Origin of the sequence: Paraburkholderia sp. BL25I1N1 (genome assembly GCF_003002025.1) — a bacterium.
Classification (GTDB): Bacteria; Pseudomonadota; Gammaproteobacteria; order Burkholderiales; family Burkholderiaceae; genus Paraburkholderia.
In genome coordinates this window covers 184,746-203,329 of sequence record NZ_PVZB01000009.1, presented here as the reverse complement: position 1 = coordinate 203,329, position 18,584 = coordinate 184,746, and the positions used below count along the sequence as shown (strand labels likewise).

Annotated in this window: 21 protein-coding genes; 16 read left to right on the top strand and 5 right to left on the bottom strand. The window is 62.7% G+C overall.

The annotated features are described in order from the left end of the window. Positions 1-224: 224 nt before the first annotated feature. The 3 genes from B0G73_RS15655 to ptsP all read left to right on the top strand — a co-directional run bounded on the left by B0G73_RS15655 (position 225) and on the right by ptsP (position 3,178). Positions 225-752 carry a PTS sugar transporter subunit IIA gene (locus B0G73_RS15655; RefSeq protein ID WP_106282212.1) on the top strand — a complete coding sequence of 176 codons (528 nt, stop codon included), beginning with the start codon at positions 225-227 and terminating at the stop codon, positions 750-752. A 96-nt stretch (positions 753-848) separates the two neighbouring features. Further along, positions 849-1,118 carry an HPr family phosphocarrier protein gene (locus B0G73_RS15650; RefSeq protein ID WP_012431596.1) on the top strand — a complete coding sequence of 90 codons (270 nt, stop codon included), beginning with the start codon at positions 849-851 and terminating at the stop codon, positions 1,116-1,118. A 311-nt stretch (positions 1,119-1,429) separates the two neighbouring features. Continuing rightward, on the top strand, positions 1,430-3,178 hold the full coding sequence (gene ptsP, locus B0G73_RS15645) for a phosphoenolpyruvate--protein phosphotransferase (protein WP_106282210.1): 1,749 nt from the start codon (positions 1,430-1,432) through the stop codon (positions 3,176-3,178). An 89-nt stretch (positions 3,179-3,267) separates the two neighbouring features. On the opposite strand, the gene B0G73_RS15640 is transcribed toward ptsP, so the two are convergent. The 3 genes from B0G73_RS15640 to gpmA all read right to left on the bottom strand — a co-directional run bounded on the left by B0G73_RS15640 (position 3,268) and on the right by gpmA (position 6,817). Further along, complete coding sequence (locus tag B0G73_RS15640) at positions 3,268-4,026, bottom strand: molybdopterin-synthase adenylyltransferase MoeB (protein WP_106282209.1); 759 nt, start codon at positions 4,024-4,026, stop codon at positions 3,268-3,270. A 166-nt stretch (positions 4,027-4,192) separates the two neighbouring features. Continuing rightward, positions 4,193-5,767 carry a S41 family peptidase gene (locus tag B0G73_RS15635; RefSeq protein WP_106282207.1) on the bottom strand — a complete coding sequence of 525 codons (1,575 nt, stop codon included), beginning with the start codon at positions 5,765-5,767 and terminating at the stop codon, positions 4,193-4,195. Positions 5,768-6,070: 303 nt separating this feature from the next. Next, a complete protein-coding gene (gene gpmA / locus B0G73_RS15630; RefSeq protein ID WP_106282205.1) occupies positions 6,071-6,817 on the bottom strand; it encodes a 2,3-diphosphoglycerate-dependent phosphoglycerate mutase in 747 nt (248 codons plus the stop codon). A gap of 138 nt (positions 6,818-6,955) precedes the next feature. Between gpmA and B0G73_RS15625 the strand changes: the two genes are divergently transcribed. The 5 genes from B0G73_RS15625 to B0G73_RS15605 all read left to right on the top strand — a co-directional run bounded on the left by B0G73_RS15625 (position 6,956) and on the right by B0G73_RS15605 (position 9,930). Beyond that, positions 6,956-7,381 carry a rhodanese-like domain-containing protein gene (locus B0G73_RS15625; RefSeq protein WP_012431601.1) on the top strand — a complete coding sequence of 142 codons (426 nt, stop codon included), beginning with the start codon at positions 6,956-6,958 and terminating at the stop codon, positions 7,379-7,381. After that, entirely contained in the window at positions 7,378-7,641 is a 264-nt protein-coding gene (gene grxC, locus B0G73_RS15620; RefSeq protein WP_007179466.1) for a glutaredoxin 3, read from the top strand. The genes B0G73_RS15625 and grxC overlap by 4 nt, the downstream gene beginning before the upstream one ends. 151 nt (positions 7,642-7,792) lie before the next feature. After that, positions 7,793-8,263 (top strand): protein-export chaperone SecB, encoded by a 471-nt coding sequence (secB, locus tag B0G73_RS15615; RefSeq protein ID WP_106282308.1) that lies wholly within the window; start codon positions 7,793-7,795, stop codon positions 8,261-8,263. A 22-nt stretch (positions 8,264-8,285) separates the two neighbouring features. Then, complete coding sequence (locus tag B0G73_RS15610; RefSeq protein ID WP_106282203.1) at positions 8,286-9,284, top strand: NAD(P)H-dependent glycerol-3-phosphate dehydrogenase; 999 nt, start codon at positions 8,286-8,288, stop codon at positions 9,282-9,284. 97 nt (positions 9,285-9,381) lie between these two features. Continuing rightward, positions 9,382-9,930: an O-acetyl-ADP-ribose deacetylase gene (locus tag B0G73_RS15605; RefSeq protein WP_106282201.1), complete on the top strand. Its 549-nt coding sequence runs from the start codon at positions 9,382-9,384 to the stop codon at positions 9,928-9,930. Here B0G73_RS15605 and trmL read toward each other — a convergent pair. Together trmL and B0G73_RS15595 are read right to left on the bottom strand one after the other, a co-directional pair. Then, positions 9,903-10,373 (bottom strand): tRNA (uridine(34)/cytosine(34)/5-carboxymethylaminomethyluridine(34)-2'-O)-methyltransferase TrmL, encoded by a 471-nt coding sequence (gene trmL, locus B0G73_RS15600; protein WP_106282199.1) that lies wholly within the window; start codon positions 10,371-10,373, stop codon positions 9,903-9,905. The two genes, B0G73_RS15605 and trmL, sit on opposite strands and share 28 nt — an antisense overlap. Before the next feature lie 18 nt (positions 10,374-10,391). Beyond that, positions 10,392-11,177, bottom strand: a complete 786-nt coding sequence (locus tag B0G73_RS15595) for a ComF family protein (RefSeq protein WP_106282197.1) — start codon at positions 11,175-11,177, stop codon at positions 10,392-10,394. An 84-nt stretch (positions 11,178-11,261) separates the two neighbouring features. On the opposite strand from B0G73_RS15595, the gene B0G73_RS15590 reads away from it, so the two are divergent. The 8 genes from B0G73_RS15590 (at position 11,262) to B0G73_RS15560 (ending at position 18,529) form a co-directional block, all read left to right on the top strand. Beyond that, the gene (locus tag B0G73_RS15590; protein WP_106282195.1) at positions 11,262-12,227 is read left to right on the top strand and encodes a methyltransferase domain-containing protein; all 966 of its coding nucleotides are present in this window, start codon (positions 11,262-11,264) and stop codon (positions 12,225-12,227) included. A 312-nt stretch (positions 12,228-12,539) separates the two neighbouring features. Beyond that, positions 12,540-13,013, top strand: a complete 474-nt coding sequence (locus B0G73_RS15585) for a DUF2244 domain-containing protein (protein ID WP_106282193.1) — start codon at positions 12,540-12,542, stop codon at positions 13,011-13,013. A 65-nt stretch (positions 13,014-13,078) separates the two neighbouring features. Beyond that, on the top strand, positions 13,079-14,707 hold the full coding sequence (coxB, locus tag B0G73_RS15580) for a cytochrome c oxidase subunit II (protein WP_106282191.1): 1,629 nt from the start codon (positions 13,079-13,081) through the stop codon (positions 14,705-14,707). Between the two features lie 44 nt (positions 14,708-14,751). After that, on the top strand, positions 14,752-16,365 hold the full coding sequence (gene ctaD / locus B0G73_RS15575) for a cytochrome c oxidase subunit I (RefSeq protein ID WP_106282189.1): 1,614 nt from the start codon (positions 14,752-14,754) through the stop codon (positions 16,363-16,365). Between the two features lie 114 nt (positions 16,366-16,479). Next, positions 16,480-16,614, top strand: a complete 135-nt coding sequence (locus B0G73_RS40920; protein WP_097391202.1) for a cytochrome oxidase small assembly protein — start codon at positions 16,480-16,482, stop codon at positions 16,612-16,614. 42 nt (positions 16,615-16,656) lie between these two features. Next, complete coding sequence (locus tag B0G73_RS15570) at positions 16,657-17,295, top strand: cytochrome c oxidase assembly protein (protein ID WP_106282187.1); 639 nt, start codon at positions 16,657-16,659, stop codon at positions 17,293-17,295. A gap of 35 nt (positions 17,296-17,330) precedes the next feature. Further along, positions 17,331-17,540, top strand: coding sequence for a DUF2970 domain-containing protein (locus tag B0G73_RS15565; RefSeq protein WP_091796857.1), 210 nt, complete (start codon positions 17,331-17,333; stop codon positions 17,538-17,540). 131 nt (positions 17,541-17,671) lie between these two features. Next, entirely contained in the window at positions 17,672-18,529 is an 858-nt protein-coding gene (locus B0G73_RS15560; RefSeq protein ID WP_106282185.1) for a cytochrome c oxidase subunit 3, read from the top strand. Positions 18,530-18,584 lie beyond the last annotated feature (55 nt).

The following is an 18,584-nucleotide window of genomic DNA, read 5'->3' as shown; positions in this document are numbered from 1 at the left end:
CCGCTCTTCCGCGCCAAGGTGAATCGAGGGACCCCGACGGGTGTCACGGGCAGCGGACTGTAAGCGAGCAGTGTTTCGCCGGCGCAGGCACGACGCCATGCGCGGCAAGCCGCTCGTCAATCGATGCGTTCCGGCCCTCATGGCCCACGGCCGGCAGAGGGCGCTGACGAACCGGGCTTCGTCCCGGTTCACGGTTCGGGCCGTTCTTTTGCAGTAAGGCTGACATGGCAGGCATTCTGATCATTGCGCACGCTCCGTTCGCCACCGCGTTGCGCGATTGCATTTCGCACATTTATGGTGGCTTGCCGGCTCGTATCGGCGTGATCGACGTGTCGCCGGATTGCGATCCGGTACAGCAGGTTGCGTTTGCGAACTCGGAGATCGAGCGTCTCAAGGAAGAAAACGGCGCGCTCGTCCTCACGGATATGTTCGGCGCCACGCCGGCGAATATCGCCGGACGGCTCGCTTCGCTGCCGGACGTGCGCGTGCTGTGCGGCGTCAATTTGCCGATGCTGGTGCGCGCGGTCTGTTATCGCGCCACGCCGCTCGACACGCTGGTCGACAAGGCACTCGCCGGCGCCACCAAGGGCGTACATGCGATCGGACCGGCCACCCCGGCGGCCATTGCACCCACGGCGGAATCCGGCGACTGTTTGCCGGCTCTGCCGCCGGAGGCGGCATCGGCTGACTGTATCCCCGCGTTGCCCCCTGAGGCCGACCTGACACAGAAAGCCGATTCGGCCGGCCTATAAGTTGTTGCGCCGGCTCGCTGTGGGGGCCAGGCGCATTGCATTCGCTTTGCAGTTTCACCTTTCACAACAACACTTACCCGCGCTTCGGACCATCACATGCTGCAACAGGAAACGACTATTGTGAACAAGCTGGGGCTGCACGCGCGCGCGTCGGCCAAGTTGACCCAACTCGCGGGCAACTATCAGGCGGAAATCTGGATGAGCCGCAATGGCCGCCGTATCAATGCCAAGAGCATCATGGGCGTGATGATGCTGGCCGCGGGCATCGGCAGCACGGTGCTGATCGAAACGGAAGGCTCCGACGAAAAAGAAGCGATGGACGCATTGTTGAAACTGATTGCCGATAAATTCGGCGAGGGGCAGTGAACTGGCGCGTCCACGTTGCGATGAGCAAGAACGCCGCGGTTGTCCGCGGCGTTTTTTTTAGCGCATGACAATGGGCAGAAGAAACGCGCGTGAGGGCGCGCGCGTCGACATGCGGTTGCGAGACTTTCGTCGAGCGATGCGCGAAGCGCGAGGCCGATGAAGGCGCATTGCCACGGCTGCTTACGGTTTTTCGTGCTGCACTGCACACACCCCCGTCGCATCTACAGAGGGCGTGGAATTTATAATGACGGACAGTGTCTGAGAGCATTGCAGCGGTTTGCCGCGGCATCACACAACTAGAGGAGGTGCGCGTGTCCTTCACGCTGCATGGAATTCCCGTGTCACGCGGTATCGCCATCGGGCGGGCTTATCTGATCGCCCCGGCTGCACTTGACGTAGACCACTATCTGATCGAACCCGCCCAGATCGAGAGCGAGATCGAGCGCTTTCGCACGGCCCAGCAACACGTGCATTACGAGCTCGAAACGCTGCGTGCCGATCTTGCCGCGGACGCACCTAGCGAAATGGGCGCGTTCATCAACGTCCATTCAATGATCCTGAACGATGCGATGCTCGTGCAGGAAACCTTCGACCTGATCCGCACGCGCCGCTACAACGTGGAGTGGGCGCTGACTGAGCAGCTCGAGCGCCTCTCGCGCCATTTCGACGATATCGAAGACGAGTACCTGCGCGAGCGCAAAGCCGATATCGAACAGGTGGTGGAGCGCGTGCTGAAGGCGCTCGCCGGCGCGTCGGTGGCGCTGGGCGACGGCGTGCACGGTGCATGCGACGAAATGATCGTGGTCGCGCACGACATCGCACCGGCCGACATGATGCAGTTCAAGACCCAGACATTTCAGGGTTTCGTCACGGACCTGGGCGGCCGCACGTCGCACACGGCGATCGTCGCGCGCAGCCTGGGTATTCCGGCGGCGGTCGGCGTGCAGCACGCGAGCGCGCTGATTCGCCAGGACGACCTGATTATCGTCGACGGCGATCATGGCATTGTGATCGTCGATCCCGCGCCGATCGTGCTGGAAGAGTACTCGTATCGGCAGAGCGAGAAGGCGCTCGAGCAGCGCAAGCTGCAGCGGCTGAAGTTTTCGCCCACGCAAACGCTGTGCGGCACCCGCATCGAACTGTGCGCGAACATCGAGTTGCCGGACGACGCGCGCGCCGCGGTCGATGCGGGCGCGACCGGCGTCGGCCTGTTCCGCACCGAGTTCCTGTTCATGAATCACAAGGACCGCCTGCCGGAAGAGGAGGAGCAGTTCGGCGCGTATCGTCGTGCGGTCGAGTTGATGAACGGGCTGCCGGTCACGATCCGCACGATCGACGTGGGCGCCGACAAGCCGCTCGATTCGATGAGCGGGGGCGATGCTTACGAAACCGCCGCGAACCCGGCCTTGGGGCTGAGAGCGATTCGCTGGAGTCTTTCCGAGCCGCAGATGTTCCTCACGCAGTTGCGCGCTATTTTGCGCGCGTCGGCGTTCGGCTCGGTGAAGATTCTGATTCCGATGCTCGCGCACGCCCAGGAAATCGACCAGACGCTCGATCTGATTCGTGAAGCCAAGCGTCAGCTCGACGACGCGGGTATGGCCTACGATCCGAACGTGCAGGTCGGCGCAATGATCGAGATTCCGGCTGCCGCCATCGCTTTGCCACTGTTCCTCAAGCGGCTCGATTTTCTGTCGATCGGCACCAACGATCTGATCCAGTACACACTCGCAATCGATCGCGCGGACAACTCGGTCGCGCATCTGTATGACCCGCTGCATCCGGCGGTGCTGCATCTGATCGCGTTCACGCTGCGCGAAGCAAAGCGGGCGGGCGTGCCGGTCTCGGTGTGCGGTGAGATGGCGGGGGATCCGACGTTGACGCGCCTGTTGCTCGGCATGGGCCTCACCGAGTTTTCGATGCATCCGAGCCAGTTGCTGGTGGTCAAGCAGGAAGTGCTGCGCTCGCATCTGAAGACGCTGGAAAAGCCGGTGGCCGATGTGCTGGCTTCGTTCGAACCCGAAGAAGTGCAGGCTGCGCTTAAGCGCGTGATGCTGGCTTGAGTCGCCACGGTCACTTCGTACTCCGGTGAAGACGCCGCCCATTGGGCGGCGTTTCTGTTTCAGCGTGCGGTTGAGGAGGCTAGCTAGCGTCAGGCGAGGTGCGTCTGTCCGCACACCGGGCAATCCGGCTGGCGCGCGATGCGCATCGTGGTCCACTCCATCCGCAGTGAATCGAGCATCATCAGGCGGCCGAGCAAGGGCGTGCCGATTGCGCCGATCACCTTGAGCGCTTCGGCCGCCTGCATCGAACCGACAATGCCGACCGTCGGCGCGAACACACCCATGGTCGAACACGCGACTTCCTCGAACGGCTGGTCTTCGGGAAACACGCAGGCGTAGCAGGGCGACGCTTCGTCGCGGAAATCGAAGGTGCTGATCTGGCCGTCGAAGCGCAACGCCGCGCCCGACACCAGCGGCACGCCGTGCTTCACGCAGGCGCGGTTGATCGCATGGCGCGTGGCGAAGTTATCGGTGCAATCGAGCACGACGCTCGCATGCGGCACGTGCGCGTCGAGCCACGCGTCGTCGACGCGCTCGGCCACCGCGTCCACCACGACCTCGGGATTGATCCGCGCGATCGCGTCACGCCCGGACTCGACCTTCTTGCGTCCAACCGATGCGGTCACATGCAGGATTTGCCGCTGCAGATTGGTCAGGTCGACCGTGTCGGCATCGACCAAAGTCAAACGACCGACGCCCGCCGCAGCCAGATACATTGCCGCGGGCGAGCCCAGGCCGCCCGCGCCGACGATGATCGCGTGCGCATCGATAAAGCGCTGTTGCGCCTCGATGCCGATTTCATCGACGAGGATGTGGCGGGAATAGCGAAGGAGTTGATCGTCGTTCATGGCGGGGCGCGTGAATGTGTCGCGCGATGAGATGCAGGACCGACGGGCCTGCCGTGCGCGTTGTGGATATTTTAATCGCGCCGGGAGCGGGTGTTCTTGCTGATGCTGGGTATGGCAGCGTGTCTTCGCAGCACGTTTCGCTGCGAAGACACGTCAGACTGGCTGCTTAGTTGCTTTGCGAAGCAGGCGCGGGGGCCGCTGCACCCGGCACCGGTTGCGTCGGCTTCACCGCGACCGGCGCGGACGCCGACGCGGCCGGCTTGTTCTGCGCGAGACGGCGCTCGGTCAGCGACTTCGATTCCTGCACCGGCTTGCCTTCCAGCTTGTTCAGCGCCTGTTGCAGCATGAAGTCGTCGGCCGAACCGAATTCCACCGGCTTGCGCTCACGATCCTTCTGACGCTGTTCCGGCGTCTTCTTGTCGTTCTGCTCTTCAAGCTGGCGCAACTGGTCCATGCGTTCCTGTTCGCGCTGTTCCGCTTCCTTCTTCTCGTTCGGATCTTGCGTGTTCGCAAGGTGATTCGTGTAGTCGACTTCGCGGGTGACGAGTGCGTCGTCCGGATCGCCTTCCGCGTATTGATCGACCGCGACGTCAGGACGGATGCCCTTGTTCTGGATCGACCGGCCGCTCGGCGTGTAGTAGTACGCCGTGGTCAGACGCAGTGCGGTGTCAGCCGTCATGGGACGCACGGTCTGCACCGAACCCTTGCCGAAGGTCGTCTTGCCGACGATCAGCGCGCGATGCTGATCCTGCAGCGCGCCCGCGACGATTTCCGACGCCGACGCGGAGTACGCGTTGGTCAGCACGATCATCGGCACGGTCTTGAAGATCGGCGCTTCGTCCTTCAGCGGATCGCTGTCGAAGGATTGCAGGCGGTAGTTGTCGTAAGTGTCGCGATAGACCTGCTTCGAATCCGGAATCTGGCCGTTGGTGGACACCACAACCGAATTCGGCGGCAGGAACGCGCCGGCCACGCCGACCGCGCTTTGCAGCAGACCGCCGCCGTTATTGCGCAGGTCGAGCACGAGACCCTTCAGATTCGGCTGCTGACGCGCGATGTCTTGCAGCTTCGCGGCCAGGTCAGGCACGGTACGCTCCTGGAAGCTCGTGATCCGCACATAGGCGTAGCCGGGCGCAAGGATTTTCATCTTGACCGACTGGACCTTGATGATCGCGCGCGTGACCGTGAGCGGGAACGTGCGGTCGTCGGTCTTGCGGAAGATGGTGAGCGTAACCTTGGTGCCCGGGTCGCCGCGCATCTGCTTGACCGCCTGGTCGAGCGTCATGCCGCGCACGGGTTTGTCGTTGATACGCGTGATCAGGTCGCCCGGACGAATGCCGGCGCGGAACGCGGGCGTGTCTTCGATCGGCGAAATCACCTTGATCAGGCCGTCTTCCGACGAAATTTCGATGCCGAGGCCGGCGAAGCGACCTTTGGTCTGCTCCTGCAGCTCTTCGTAATCGGTCTTGTCGAGATAGGACGAGTGCGGGTCGAGGCTCGACACCATGCCCTTGATGGCGGCGGTGAGAAGCTTTTTATCGTCGACCGGTTCGACGTATTCGTGCTTGATTTGCCCGAATACTTCGGCAAAGAGCCTGAGCTGGTCCAGCGGCAGCGGTGCAACGGCGTTCGACGCTGCGCCGGCGGGTTGCTGGGCCGAAGCCGAGAGCTGCAGGGTGGCAAATACGCCGGTAGCAAGGCCCGCGGCAATCAGGCCGATATTTTTCAGGTTCTTTCGCATAGAGTCTGTTGCGGTCGGAAGCGCGTGGCAGCGTCGATAGAGATGGGGACGGACAAGTATAACTGCACACCCGCCAAGTCAGGGTGCGGCGCAGGCAATCGTGATTCGACAGCACGCGCCGGGCCTGGTTCGTTGGATTGCGCGCACAACGATGAAGTAATGTGCCGTAACGGATGGATGGCGGCCAGACCGGCGCGCTCGAATCAAGCGAGCCGCGCTGACTGGCTCGTCTTGCCCGTCGGCGCGACCCGTGAGCCGCCATTCACTGCGTTTCTGACGGCAACATGGCGGCAAGATGGCAGATCAGCCCGCCTTGCCTTGCTTGGCAACAGCGGCCTGTGCCTTGGCGATCGCTTCCTGGTCGCCCAGATAGTAGTGCTTGATGGGCTTCAGATCTTCGTCGAGTTCATAGACGAGCGGCACGCCGTTCGGAATATTCAGGCCGACGATGTCGTCGTCCGAAATGTTGTCGAGGTACTTCACCAGTGCGCGGATCGAGTTGCCGTGGGCGGCGATCACGACCTTGCGGCCCGACTTGATGGCCGGCGCAATCGACTCGTTCCACAGGGGCAGAACGCGCGCGACGGTGTCTTTCAGGCATTCGGTGAGCGGCAGTTGCTCGCGCGGCACTTTGGCGTAGCGCGGGTCGTTATAGGGCGCGCGTTCGTCCGTCGGCTCGAGCGCCGGCGGCGGCGTGTCGTAGCTGCGGCGCCAGACCAGCACCTGTTCGTCGCCGAACTTGGCAGCCGTTTCCGCCTTGTTCAGACCCGACAGCGCGCCGTAGTGGCGCTCATTCAGACGCCACGAATGCACCACCGGCAGGTACATCAGATCCATTTTGTCCTGCACGTGCCACAAGGTGCGGATCGCGCGCTTGAGCACCGACGTGTAGGCGATGTCGAACGTGTAGCCCGAGTCCTTCAGCAGCACGCCCGCCTGTTGCGCCTCATTGTTGCCCTGTTCGGTGAGGTCGACGTCGACCCAGCCCGTGAAGCGGTTTTCCTTGTTCCACGTCGATTCGCCGTGGCGGATGAGAACGAGTTTGTACATGAGATTGCCGGTCGGTAGTGAGGAAGCGGGAAAGCGCTGCGCGCGGTCCTCTGAAGGAGCGCCGCCATCGCGTCAGACGGTTATTTTATAATGGCTGGATTGCCCTTTTCGATTTCTCTCTTTTTCGGCGGATTTTCCGTGAAGTTTTTCACTGATTACACAAACCTTGTACTGATCGCGATCGTCCTCATCTCCGGTGGGTTGCTGCTGTGGCCGACGATCAGCCGGCGCGGGCGCGGCGGCCTGTCGGCCGCTGAAGCCACGCAACTGATCAACCGGCGCAATGCGGCGGTCATCGATCTGCGTCCGTCCGCCGACTACGCCAAAGGGCATTTGCCCGCGGCGCGGCACCTTGAATTTGCAGAGTTGCAGGCGAAGGTCGCGCAACTCGTGAAGAACAAGAGCAACCCGGTGCTGCTGGTATGCCAGACCGGCCAGCAGTCGAACAAGGCAGCGCGTATCGTGCAGGATGCAGGTTACGCGGAAGTCCATGTTCTCGAAGGCGGTGTCGACGCCTGGCAGAAAGCCGGTATGCCGGTTGTGAAACAAGGAGCAGCCAAGTGAACAAAGTGATCATGTACAGCACCCAGGTGTGCCCGTATTGCCAGATGGCCGAACGTCTTTTAAAGTCGCGCGGCGTCGAGCACGTTGAAAAGGTACTGATCGACAAAGACCCGGCCCGTCGTGAGGAAATGATGACCCGGACCGGTCGCCGCACGGTGCCGCAAGTGTTCATCGGCGAGACGCATGTGGGCGGGTACGATGACCTCTCCGCGCTCGATCGCGCGGGCGGTCTGATGCCGCTGCTCGAAGCAACCGCCTGACTTCGCGCGCCCGCGGGCGCGTGAGAAGGGCGGGTGAACACCAAGCCGGCGCGGCCTCGCCTCATCAGGGCGGGCGGCGCGCCGCAATGATCTGGCGGCCCATGCTTGCATGGGCCGCCACTATGCATATCTATCAGGGAATCACTTCATCATGTCCGACGAGAATAACCAGCCGTTCTTCAACATCCAGCGTATCTATCTGAAGGACATGTCGCTCGAGCAGCCGAATTCGCCGGGCATCTTCCTCGAACAGGAAATGCCCTCGGTCGAAGTCGAAGTCGACGTGAAGGCTGAGCGCCTCGCCGACACCGTGTTCGAAATCCTCGTCACGGGCACGGTCACGGCCAAGGTTGCGGACAAGGTGGCGTTCCTGATCGAAGCCAAGCAGGCCGGCATTTTCGACATCCGCAACATTCCGGCTGAGCAGATCGATCCGCTGGTCGGCATTGCCTGCCCGACCATCCTGTTCCCGTACCTGCGCTCGAACATCGCCGACGCGATCACCCGCGCCGGTTTCCCGCCGATCCACCTCGCCGAGATCAACTTCCAGGCGCTGTACGAGCAACGTCTCGCGCAGATGGGTGGCCAGGACGGCGCGGCGCAGAACGGCGTCACGCACTAAGGTGTCGCAGGCAGTGCCGGCTATGAAGGTTGCTGTCCTCGGCGCCGGCGCATGGGGCACAGCCCTCGCCGGCCATCTGGCCGTCAGGCACGACACGGTGTTGTGGGGGCGCGAGCCCGCGCTCATGGCCGAGCTCTCCGCTTCGCACGAAAACGCCCGCTATCTGGCGGGCGTTGCTTTGCCGCCTTCGCTTCGCTATGAAGCCGATCTGAACACAGCGCTCGACCACGCGCTCGCCGACGACGCGTTATGCGTCGTGGCGACGCCCGTGGCCGGACTGCGCGGTCTGTTTCAGGCGATGCGCGACGCGGGCAAGGTGCCGGCCCATCTCGTGTGGTTGTGCAAGGGCTTTGAAGCCGATTCGCAGCTGATGCCGCATCAGGTGGTCGCGGCCGAACTGCCGGAACACCAGAGCAACGGTGTGCTCTCCGGGCCGAGCTTCGCGCGCGAAGTCGGGCAGGGCTTGCCGGTCGCGCTGACCATCGCGAGCGGGTCGGCGGCGTGCCGCGAGCGCACGGTCGCCGCGTTTCATCACGGCGCCATGCGCATCTATACCGGCGACGACGTCGTCGGTGTGGAAGTGGGCGGTGCGGTGAAAAACGTGCTGGCCATTGCAACGGGCATCGCCGACGGCCTCGGCCTCGGTCTGAATGCGCGCGCGGCGCTGATCACGCGCGGTCTCGCCGAAATGTCGCGCCTCGGCGTGACGCTGGGCGGACGCGCGGAAACGTTCACCGGTTTGACCGGCCTGGGCGATCTGATCCTGACCGCAACCGGCGATCTGTCGCGCAATCGCACCGTTGGCGTGCAACTCGCCGCGGGCCGCACGCTCGAGGATATTCTCGGCGCCCTCGGTCACGTGGCCGAAGGCGTGCGTTGCGCGCAAGCGGTCCTCGCGATTGCTCGCGCGCACGGCATCGAGATGCCGATCACGCAGGCGGTCTGCGCCGTGCTGTTCGACGGCGTGGCGCCGCGCGACGCCGTCAGCGCCCTGCTGCGGCGCGACTCCAAAGCCGAATAAGCCTTGTCTTTCAGCCGTTTAGCGCGCCAAAGCGCTGAACGGCTGCCGGCCTCTCGCTGTCCACGTTTTATCGACGCTTCGGATCAGCGAGGTTCCCATGCTCAGATTCAATCGTTGCACGCTGGAGGCACGCGTGGCCGACATCACCACGCTCGCCGTGGATGCGATCGTCAACGCCGCGAATACGTCGTTATTGGGCGGAGGCGGCGTGGATGGCGCGATTCATCGCGCGGCCGGCAAAGAGTTGCTGCGCGAGTGCGAGGCGCTCGGCGGCTGCGCGACCGGTGACGCGAAGCTGACCGCCGGCTACCGCCTGCCCGCCAGACATGTGATTCACGCAGTCGGCCCGGTCTGGCGTGGCGGAACGCATGGCGAAGCCGACCTGCTGGCGTCCTGCTATCAGCGCTCGCTCGAGGTGGCACGCGAGGCGCAGTGCAAGAGCATTGCGTTTCCCGCGATCAGTTGCGGTATCTACCATTTCCCCGCTGATCAGGCGGTGCGGATCGCGCTCGGCACGGTGCTGGACACGTTGCCGCGCACGCCGCAAATCGAACAGGTGGTGTTCGCCTGTTTCGACGACGCCATGTTCGCGCGCTACGAAGCCGAATTGAAACGCCGTCAGGCGCCGCCTTCGAAGCCGGTCTGACGCCACGCTTCGAACACAACAATCGCAACAGTATTCGACAGATTCAGGCTGCGGTTGCCTGGCCGCATGGGCAGGCGCACGCGTTGCTCATTGGCGAACTGGTCGAGCACCGAGTCGGGCAGGCCGCGCGTTTCGGCGCCGAACACGAACCAGTCGCCGGATTGAAAGGCGTGCTCGTGAAAGCGGCCCGAGCCGCGCGTGGTGAAGGCGAACATGCGCGCCGGGTCCGGCGCTTCCCTGGCGATGAACGCCGCCCAATCCGCATGCACGTTCATTTGCGCGTACTCGTGATAGTCGAGGCCGGCGCGGCGCAACTTGGCGTCGTCGAGCGGAAAGCCGAGCGGTTCGATCAGATGCAGCCGAGCGCCGGTGTTGGCGCACAGGCGGATCACGTTGCCGGTGTTCGGCGGAATTTCCGGTTCTACGAGAACGACATTGAACATGGTGAACTCAGGTGGAGACTAGTTTTTCGGCGTGCGCAGCGCGACGAAGTTGGTGACCCGCCGAGCGCCGGCGGCCTTTAGCGTGCGCGCCAGCGCTTCGAGTGTGGCGCCGGTCGTCATCACATCGTCGACGATGCCGACATGCAGGCCTCGGACAGATCCAGCGACCTTGAAGGCGCGGCCTACATTCAGGCGGCGGGCGTCGAGGTCGAGCCTTGACTGCGGCGCGGTGTGGATCACGCGATCCAGCAAGGTGGCGTCGCTGCGTAACTTCAGCGCGCGGGCCAGCGGCCTGGCGATCTGCCAAGCCTGGTTATAACCGCGCTCGGTGAGCCGTTTTCTGGCAAGCGGCACGGGCGCGATCACGTCAGGCCATTCGGCGCAGTCCTGCCAGGAATCCTGCGCAAGACGCGCGAGCCGTTGTGCGAACTCGCCCGCCAGCATCAGCCGCGCGCGAAATTTCAGGCCGACCGCGAGCGTATCCAGCGGCGCCCGATAGTCGGCGAGGGCGAAGGTCGCGTCGAACGGTGGCGGCTCGCCGATGCAATCCGCGCAGCGATATTGCGCGTAAGCCGCCCATCGCGAACGGGATAACGGCACTGCGCAGACGGTGCAGCGCAAGCGGCTTTCGTTCCAGTAGGCGGCGTCGCAACCGGGACACAGCGTCGTCTGCGACAAATTGCCGCATAACGCGCAGAGGTTCGGCAACGCCGCGTGCATCACGCGCGGCCAGGCTGAACGAAAGCCATTCGCGAAACGCGTGAATCTGCCGCCGGAAAATGATGAAATGGGTCGGAATGACACGGTGGAACCGCCCGCGAAGGCCCTTCACGCTGAATGGAAAGAAGCGAGCGAGTATACTTCGTGCTCCACGCCAGCACGACACCCATGTCCCCAACTTCCGCTCAAACTGGCCGTCCGGCCTATGATTCCCGGCGCCTCCGGCGGATCTTCGACCGTCGCGCAGCGACTTTCAATGAGGTCGCGTTCCTGCCGCGCGAGATCGCGCAACGTATGCGCGAGCGCCTCGACTTCATCAAGGTGATGCCGGCGAGCGTGCTTGACGCCGGCTGCGGCGCGGGCGAAGACATTCCCGCTCTGCGCGAGCGATTTCCCGAAGCGCCGGTGTTCGGCTCCGACCTCTCGCACGGCATGCTCATGCGCGCGCTCCAGCACGATTCCGGCGACACGAGTTGGCGGCGTTTTTTGCCGGCATCGCTCGGCAAGGCGCTCGGCGCCCGCGGTCCGCGCTTCGCGCAAGCCGATTTTTCGGCGCTGCCGTTCGCGGCCGGCGCGTTCGAATTCATCTGGTCCAATCTGGCGCTCCACTGGCACTCGCGGCCCGATCTCGTGTTTCCCGAGTGGCAGCGCGTGCTGAAAGTCAACGGCCTGTTGATGTTCAGCACGCTCGGTCCCGACTCGCTCAAGGAATTGCGCGGCGCCTATGCCGAAGTCGAGGCGGCGCATGGCGTCCCCTCGCGCAAGCATGTGATCGACTTCGTCGACATGCACGATCTAGGCGACATGTTGGTCGAAAGCGGCTTCGAGATCCCAGTGATGGATCAGGAAGTCCTCACCATTACCTATAAGTCGCCGCAGTCGCTGCTCGCCGACGTGCGCCGCTGGGGCGCCTATCCGTTCGAGCGCGAAGCGTCGTCGAGCGCCGCGGTGCGCCGTGTGCACAAGGCTTTGCTCGCGGCCCTCGAAGCCCGCCGGCGCGCCGACGGCACGATCGCGCTGACCTTCGAAGTGATCTACGGACACGCATGGAAAGCCGTGCCGCGCACCACGGCCGAGGGTCACGGCATCGTGCGAATCGAGGACATTGGACGAGGTTCGTCGAGGAATCGTTGAAGAATTGCCGGGGCGGTAAAGACGACATCTGTTATGTCTGAAATTACCGCTTCAAAAGACGCGCAAAAGGTGCGTCAAAACGGCGCGGAGGCTTGTCGCGCATGGCTTGTGGGCCAATGGGGGCTTGCTTGTGGATGCTATGGATCGCGCCTATAATGCGTCAGTTTGTCGCCCGGAGTTCCCACATTTGGGGCGGCAGGCCCGAGGCACAGGGCAGCAAGATAAGATAGCGCGGCGGTGATCGAACGGCCGGAATAATGGCTGCGAAGATTGGCGCTGGCGGCGATTGGAGACAATCGGCGGGAGGCAGCGATGGAAGCATCAGATCTGCTGGCGGATTCAGAACAGGTTCTGAAAGACTGGACGATGAAACGCAACTGTTCGATATCACCGCGTCAGTTCGTGTATTTCTACGTGTCGCTAGCGTTGTTCTCGTTGGCAATTGCTTTCATGCTGGTTCTGGTCGGCGCCTGGCTGGTGTTGCCGTTCACCGGTATCGAATTGCTGGCGGTGGGCATCGCGTTTGCCATATATGCGCGTCATGCAGTGGATTACGAGCGCATCCGGTTGTTTCAGAACCGGCTCGTCATCGAGCAGGTCAACGCCGAGCAACTCACGCAGTTCGAGTTCAATCCGCGCTGGGTGCGGATCGAGGCGGGCGCAACACCGCGTGACCAGATCAAACTGGTCTCGCGCGGGCAGACGATCATGATCGGGCAACATCTCGCGCAGTATCGGCGCGCGCAGTTCGCAGGCGAACTGCGTATGTGGCTCACGCGTTGTTAATGCGATGAGTCGCGCGGCGTTCACGGGGAGCGCGAGGCAACCTGCCAGCGGGGTCGAGGGTTTGAATGGAAAATTTGGGTAAGGAAGCTATGAAAACAATCAAGCGAGCCCTCATGGGCGTGCTGGCGATGAGCGGACTGCTTTTCGCCGGTGCGGCCCTGGCAGTGGGCGATGTTCCGGGCGGCCCTGCCGTCAACGAGATCAATCTCCAGCCGCCTGCGACCAAGATCGCTGAGGAGCTCTTCAGCCTCCACATGTTCATGCTGGTTCTTTGCCTGGTCATCTTCGTCGGCGTGTTCGGCGTGATGTTCTATTCGATCTTTGCTCACCGCAAATCGAAAGGCCACAAAGCTTCCAACTTCCACGAAAGCACTACCGTCGAAATCATCTGGACGATCGTGCCGTTCATCATCGTCGTGCTGATGGCGCTGCCCGCCACCAAGACGGTGGTCGCGATGAAAGACACCACCAACGCCGACGTCACCATCAAGGTCACCGGCTACCAGTGGAAATGGAGCTACGACTACGTGAAGGGCCCGGGCGAAGGCATCAACTTTCTGTCCACGCTGGCTACGCCCCGTGCGCAAACCGATGGCCGCGAGCCGATTTCCACCACGTATCTGCAGGAAGTCGACAATCCGCTGGTCGTCCCGGTCGACAAGAAAATCCGCATCATCACCACCGCGAACGACGTGGTCCACTCCTGGTACGTGCCCGCTTTTGGCGTGAAGCAGGACGCGATCCCGGGCTTCGTGCGCGACACGTGGTTCAAGGCTGACAAGGTCGGCACGTTCCGCGGCTTCTGTACCGAGTTGTGCGGCAAGGAACACGCGTTCATGCCGGTGGTGGTTGAAGTGCTCTCCGCCGACGACTACGCGAAGTGGGTCGACACGCAGAAGAAGAAAATGGCCGCCGGCCAGGACGATCCGAACGAGACCTACACCATGGCCGAGTTGATGGAACGCGGCGGCAAGGTCTACACAGCGAACTGCGCGGTCTGCCACCAGCCGACCGGCAAGGGTGCAGGCGCATTCCCGGCGCTCGACGGCAGCAAGATCGCCAACGGCGCGATCGCCGAGCACGTCAGCCTGGTGCTGAAGGGCAAGAATGCGATGCCGTCGTGGGCGCCTACGCTGAACGACGTCGAGATCGCCTCGGTGGTCACGTACGAACGTAACTCGTGGGGCAACCACACCGGCGACATTCTCCAGCCGAAGCAGGTGGCCGACGCCCGCAACGGCAAGCTGCCGGAAGGCGGCAACCATCTGGCCGACGCGGCAGCGAGCGGCGCAGCGGCGGCATCCGGCGCCTCGGGCGCGGACGCGGCAACAGCGTCGGCACCGGCAGCGGCCGGTTCGGACAGCGCGGCAACACAAGCGGCACTGCCGGCCAGCATCTACTTCGACACCGGCAAGAGCACGCTGCCGGCCGACGCGAAAGCGGCAGTCGACGCAGCCGCAGCCTACGCAAAAGCGCATCCGGATGCGAAATTCACGCTGTCGGGCTTCACCGACGCCACCGGTTCCGCCGACCTCAACGCGAAGCTCGCGAAGAGCCGTGCCGAAGCCGTGCGCGACGCATTGAAAGCAGCCGGCATTGCCGAAGACCATATTATTTTGAAGAAGCCGGAAACGATCACGGGCGGCAGCGACGCGAAAGAAGCCCGGCGTGTTCAGATCAGCCCGGCTGCCTGACGTGTTCATGGTCAGCACCGCAGTATTCGCTTTAGGAGATTGTCATGTCTAGCATCGGACACGATGTAGTCGCAGGCCACGAACACGTGCACGGCGACCATGCCCACGAAACGCCGCATGGCTGGCGCCGTTGGCTGTTCGCAACCAATCACAAGGACATCGGTACGCTGTACCTGATCTTCTCGTTCACCATGTTCCTCTCCGGGGGCGTGATGGCGCTGATGATCCGTGCCGAACTGTTCGAGCCGGGCTTGCAGATCATGCGTCCCGAGTTCTTCAACCAGTTGACCACCATGCACGGCCTGATCATGGTGTTCGGCGCGATCATGCCGGCCTTCGTCGGCTTCGCGAACTGGATGGTGCCGCTGCAGATCGGCGCATCGGACATGGCATTCGCCCGCATGAACAACTTCAGCTTCTGGCTTCTGCCGGTGGCGGCTGTCCTGCTGGTCGGTTCGTTCTTCTCGCCCGGCGGCGCGACTGCTGCGGGCTGGACGCTCTACGCGCCGCTCTCCACGCAGATGGGCCCGGGCATGGACTTCGCGATTTTCGCGGTCCACTTGATGGGTGCTTCGTCGATCATGGGCGGGATCAACATCGTCGTGACGATCCTGAACATGCGCGCACCCGGCCTCACGCTGATGAAAATGCCGATGTTCGTCTGGACGTGGCTGATCACCGCCTACCTGCTGATCGCCGTGATGCCGGTGCTGGCGGGCGCGATCACCATGGTGCTGTTCGACCGCCACTTCGGCACGTCGTTCTTCAACGCGGCAGGCGGCGGCGACCCGGTCATGTACCAGCACATCTTCTGGTTCTTCGGGCACCCCGAGGTGTACATCATGATCTTGCCGGCGTTCGGGATCGTGTCGCAGGTGATTCCGGCGTTCTCGCGCAAGCCGCTGTTCGGCTATAGCTCGATGGTGTACGCAACGTCGTCGATCGCGATTCTGTCGTTCATGGTCTGGGCGCACCACATGTTCGCCACCGGCATGCCGGTGACGGGCCAGCTGTTCTTCATGTACGCCACCATGCTGATCGCCGTGCCGACTGGCGTGAAGGTGTTCAACTGGGTCGCGACGATGTGGCGCGGTTCGCTGAGCTTCGAAACGCCTATGCTGTTCGCGGTCGGCTTCCTGATCGTGTTCACGTTCGGTGGTCTGTCGGGTCTCATGCTGGCAATGGCGCCGCTCGACATCCAGTATCACGGTACTTATTTCGTGGTCGCGCACTTCCACTACGTGCTGGTGGCGGGCTCGCTCTTCGCGCTGTTCTCCGGCTGGTACTACTGGGCGCCGAAGTGGACCGGCTGGATGTACAACGAGACGCGCGGCAAGATCCACTTCTGGGCGTCGCTGTTCTTCTTCAACCTCGCGTTCCTGCCGATGCACTTCGTCGGTCTCGCGGGCATGCCGCGTCGTTATGCTGACTACCCGGCACAGTTCACCGACTGGAACCAGGTCATCTCGATCGGCGCGTTCGGCTTCGGTCTGGCGCAGGTCTACTTCCTGTTCGCGGTTGCACTGCCGGCCTACCGTGGCGGCGGCGAACTCGAAAAAGCTGGCGACAAGCCGTGGGACGGCGCAACGGGCCTCGAATGGACCGTGCCGAGCCCGGCCCCGTTCCACACGTTCGAAAACCCGCCGACCGTCGAGTAATCGGCGCACGGTGAGATTGCCGGCTCGGGTGGCGCAGCAGTTCGCTACCGGAGCTGGCGGTCAGGAAAGTCGTGGCGGCATCCGTAGTCACGAAAAGTATTCAAAAAGTCGAGCATGACGCGCAATCCTCAAGAAAGACGTACGCCCGAGCAGATTCGTGCGGGCAACCGGCGGATCGGTTTCGTGATGTTCGTGATCGCCGCGGTCTTTTTCGCGAGCGTCATCATTCATCAGAAGTGGTTCACCTGACCGGGTAGTTCGAGTCAGTTTGCAGGCTTGTTGAGGATTGAGATGTCGACGCAACCGCCGGCTCAGGCCGACCGCTCTTTTAACCGTTCGATGCTGATCAAGCTGTTCGTCGTCGCGTTGATGATGTTCGGTTTCGGTTTCGCGCTGGTGCCGATGTACCGGGCGATCTGCCAGATCACCGGCATCAACAACCTTGTGCAGCGTGATGCCACGGTGCGCGAGGCGAAGAATACGCAGGTCGACACGAGCCGTACGATTTCGATCGAATTCGATGCGAACGCGCGCGGCCCGCTGGGTTTCAAACCGGAGCAGCGCAGTCTCGACGTGCATCCGGGCGAAGTGACGACGGTGATGTACGAGGTGAGCAACGAACAGGCGCGCACGATTCAGGCGCAAGCTATTCCGAGCTACGCGCCGAAGCAGGCCACCGAGTACTTCAAGAAGATCGAGTGTTTTTGCTTTACGCAGCAAACTTTGACGGCGAATCAGACCAGGCGGATGCCGGTGGTATTCGTGGTCGATCCGAAGTTGCCGAAGGACGTGAAAACGATCACGTTGTCGTACACGTTCTTTGAATTGAATACGCCGGCAGCGGCGACGGCCGGTAGTGCGGCGCCCACAGCCAATACGGCAACAGGCGCGGATAAAAGCGCGGCAGCCACGGCAGCCAATCCCGCCTGACGGCTCGCGCCGCTGGCGAAGGAAAGAGAAACGAGATGAGCGATAACGGCGGCAGCCCGCGCAAAAGCAGTTTTGGCCAGTCGATGCGTGCGGTGTTCTGGTCGTTTTTCGGGGTGCGCAAGCGTCGCGATCTGGAGGCGGACGCCACGCAGCTGAACCCGCTGCACGTGATCGCGGCAGCATTGATCTGCGCGGCCATTTTTATCGTGGCGCTGATTCTGATCGTGCGCGCCGTAGTAGGTTGAAGCGCCCGGCGCACGCGTAGAATCGGGCGAAGCAGCGCCCAGAAATTAGAGCGAAGCGGTGCGGTATCGACGCGCCGCCGAAGATACAGCCGGAGCTTCCGGAACAACTGGACTGAAGTGGAGAATCAAGAATGAGCGGTCAAAACGAGAGCCCGTACTATTTCGTACCGCATCCGTCGCGGCATCCGATCAGCGCCGCTGCTGGGTTGCTGGTCATGCTCGGATCGCTTGCGGCCTGGATCAACGAACACGACTGGGCGCCGATCGGCGTTGTCGCCGGTTTGTTGTGGCTGCTCTTTACGCTGTGGCACTGGTTCGGCGACGCGATCGCCGAGTCGGAAGGCGGCATGTACGGCAAGAACGTCGACAAGTCCTACCGCTGGAGCATGAGCTGGTTCATTTTCTCTGAAGTGATGTTCTTCGGTGCGTTCTTCGGCGCGCTGTTCTATGCGCGTGAAATCGCGCTGCACCAACTGGGCAGCCTTGATTACAAGCTGATCTGGCCGGACTTCTCGGCGGTGTGGCCGAACAACGGTCCGGCAGCGCTAGTCTCGACCTTCAAGTCGATGCAACCGTGGCCGGTGCCGACCATCAACACGGCGTTGCTGCTTTCCTCGGGCGCGACGCTGACGGTCTCGCACCACGCGCTGCGCGAAGATCATCGCAAGAAGGCGATCATCTGGCTGGCCGCAACGCTCGTGCTTGGGGTCTGCTTCCTGTTCCTGCAAGGCTTCGAATATTTCCACGCGTACAACGAACTGAATCTGACGCTGAATTCGGGCGTGTATGGTTCGACGTTCTTCCTGCTGACCGGCTTCCATGGCTTCCACGTGTTCCTCGGCGGCACGATGCTGGCCGTTGTGCTGGCGCGTATGATTCGCGGGCACTTCACGGCGGAGCATCACTTCGCGTTCGAAGGCGCGGCCTGGTATTGGCACTTTGTGGACGTCGTGTGGCTCGGACTGTACGTCGTCGTGTACTGGCTGTAGCGCAGTCTGGTCTGCACCGGCCGAGAACCTCGGAACGTGTGCAGGCCGTTTGCGC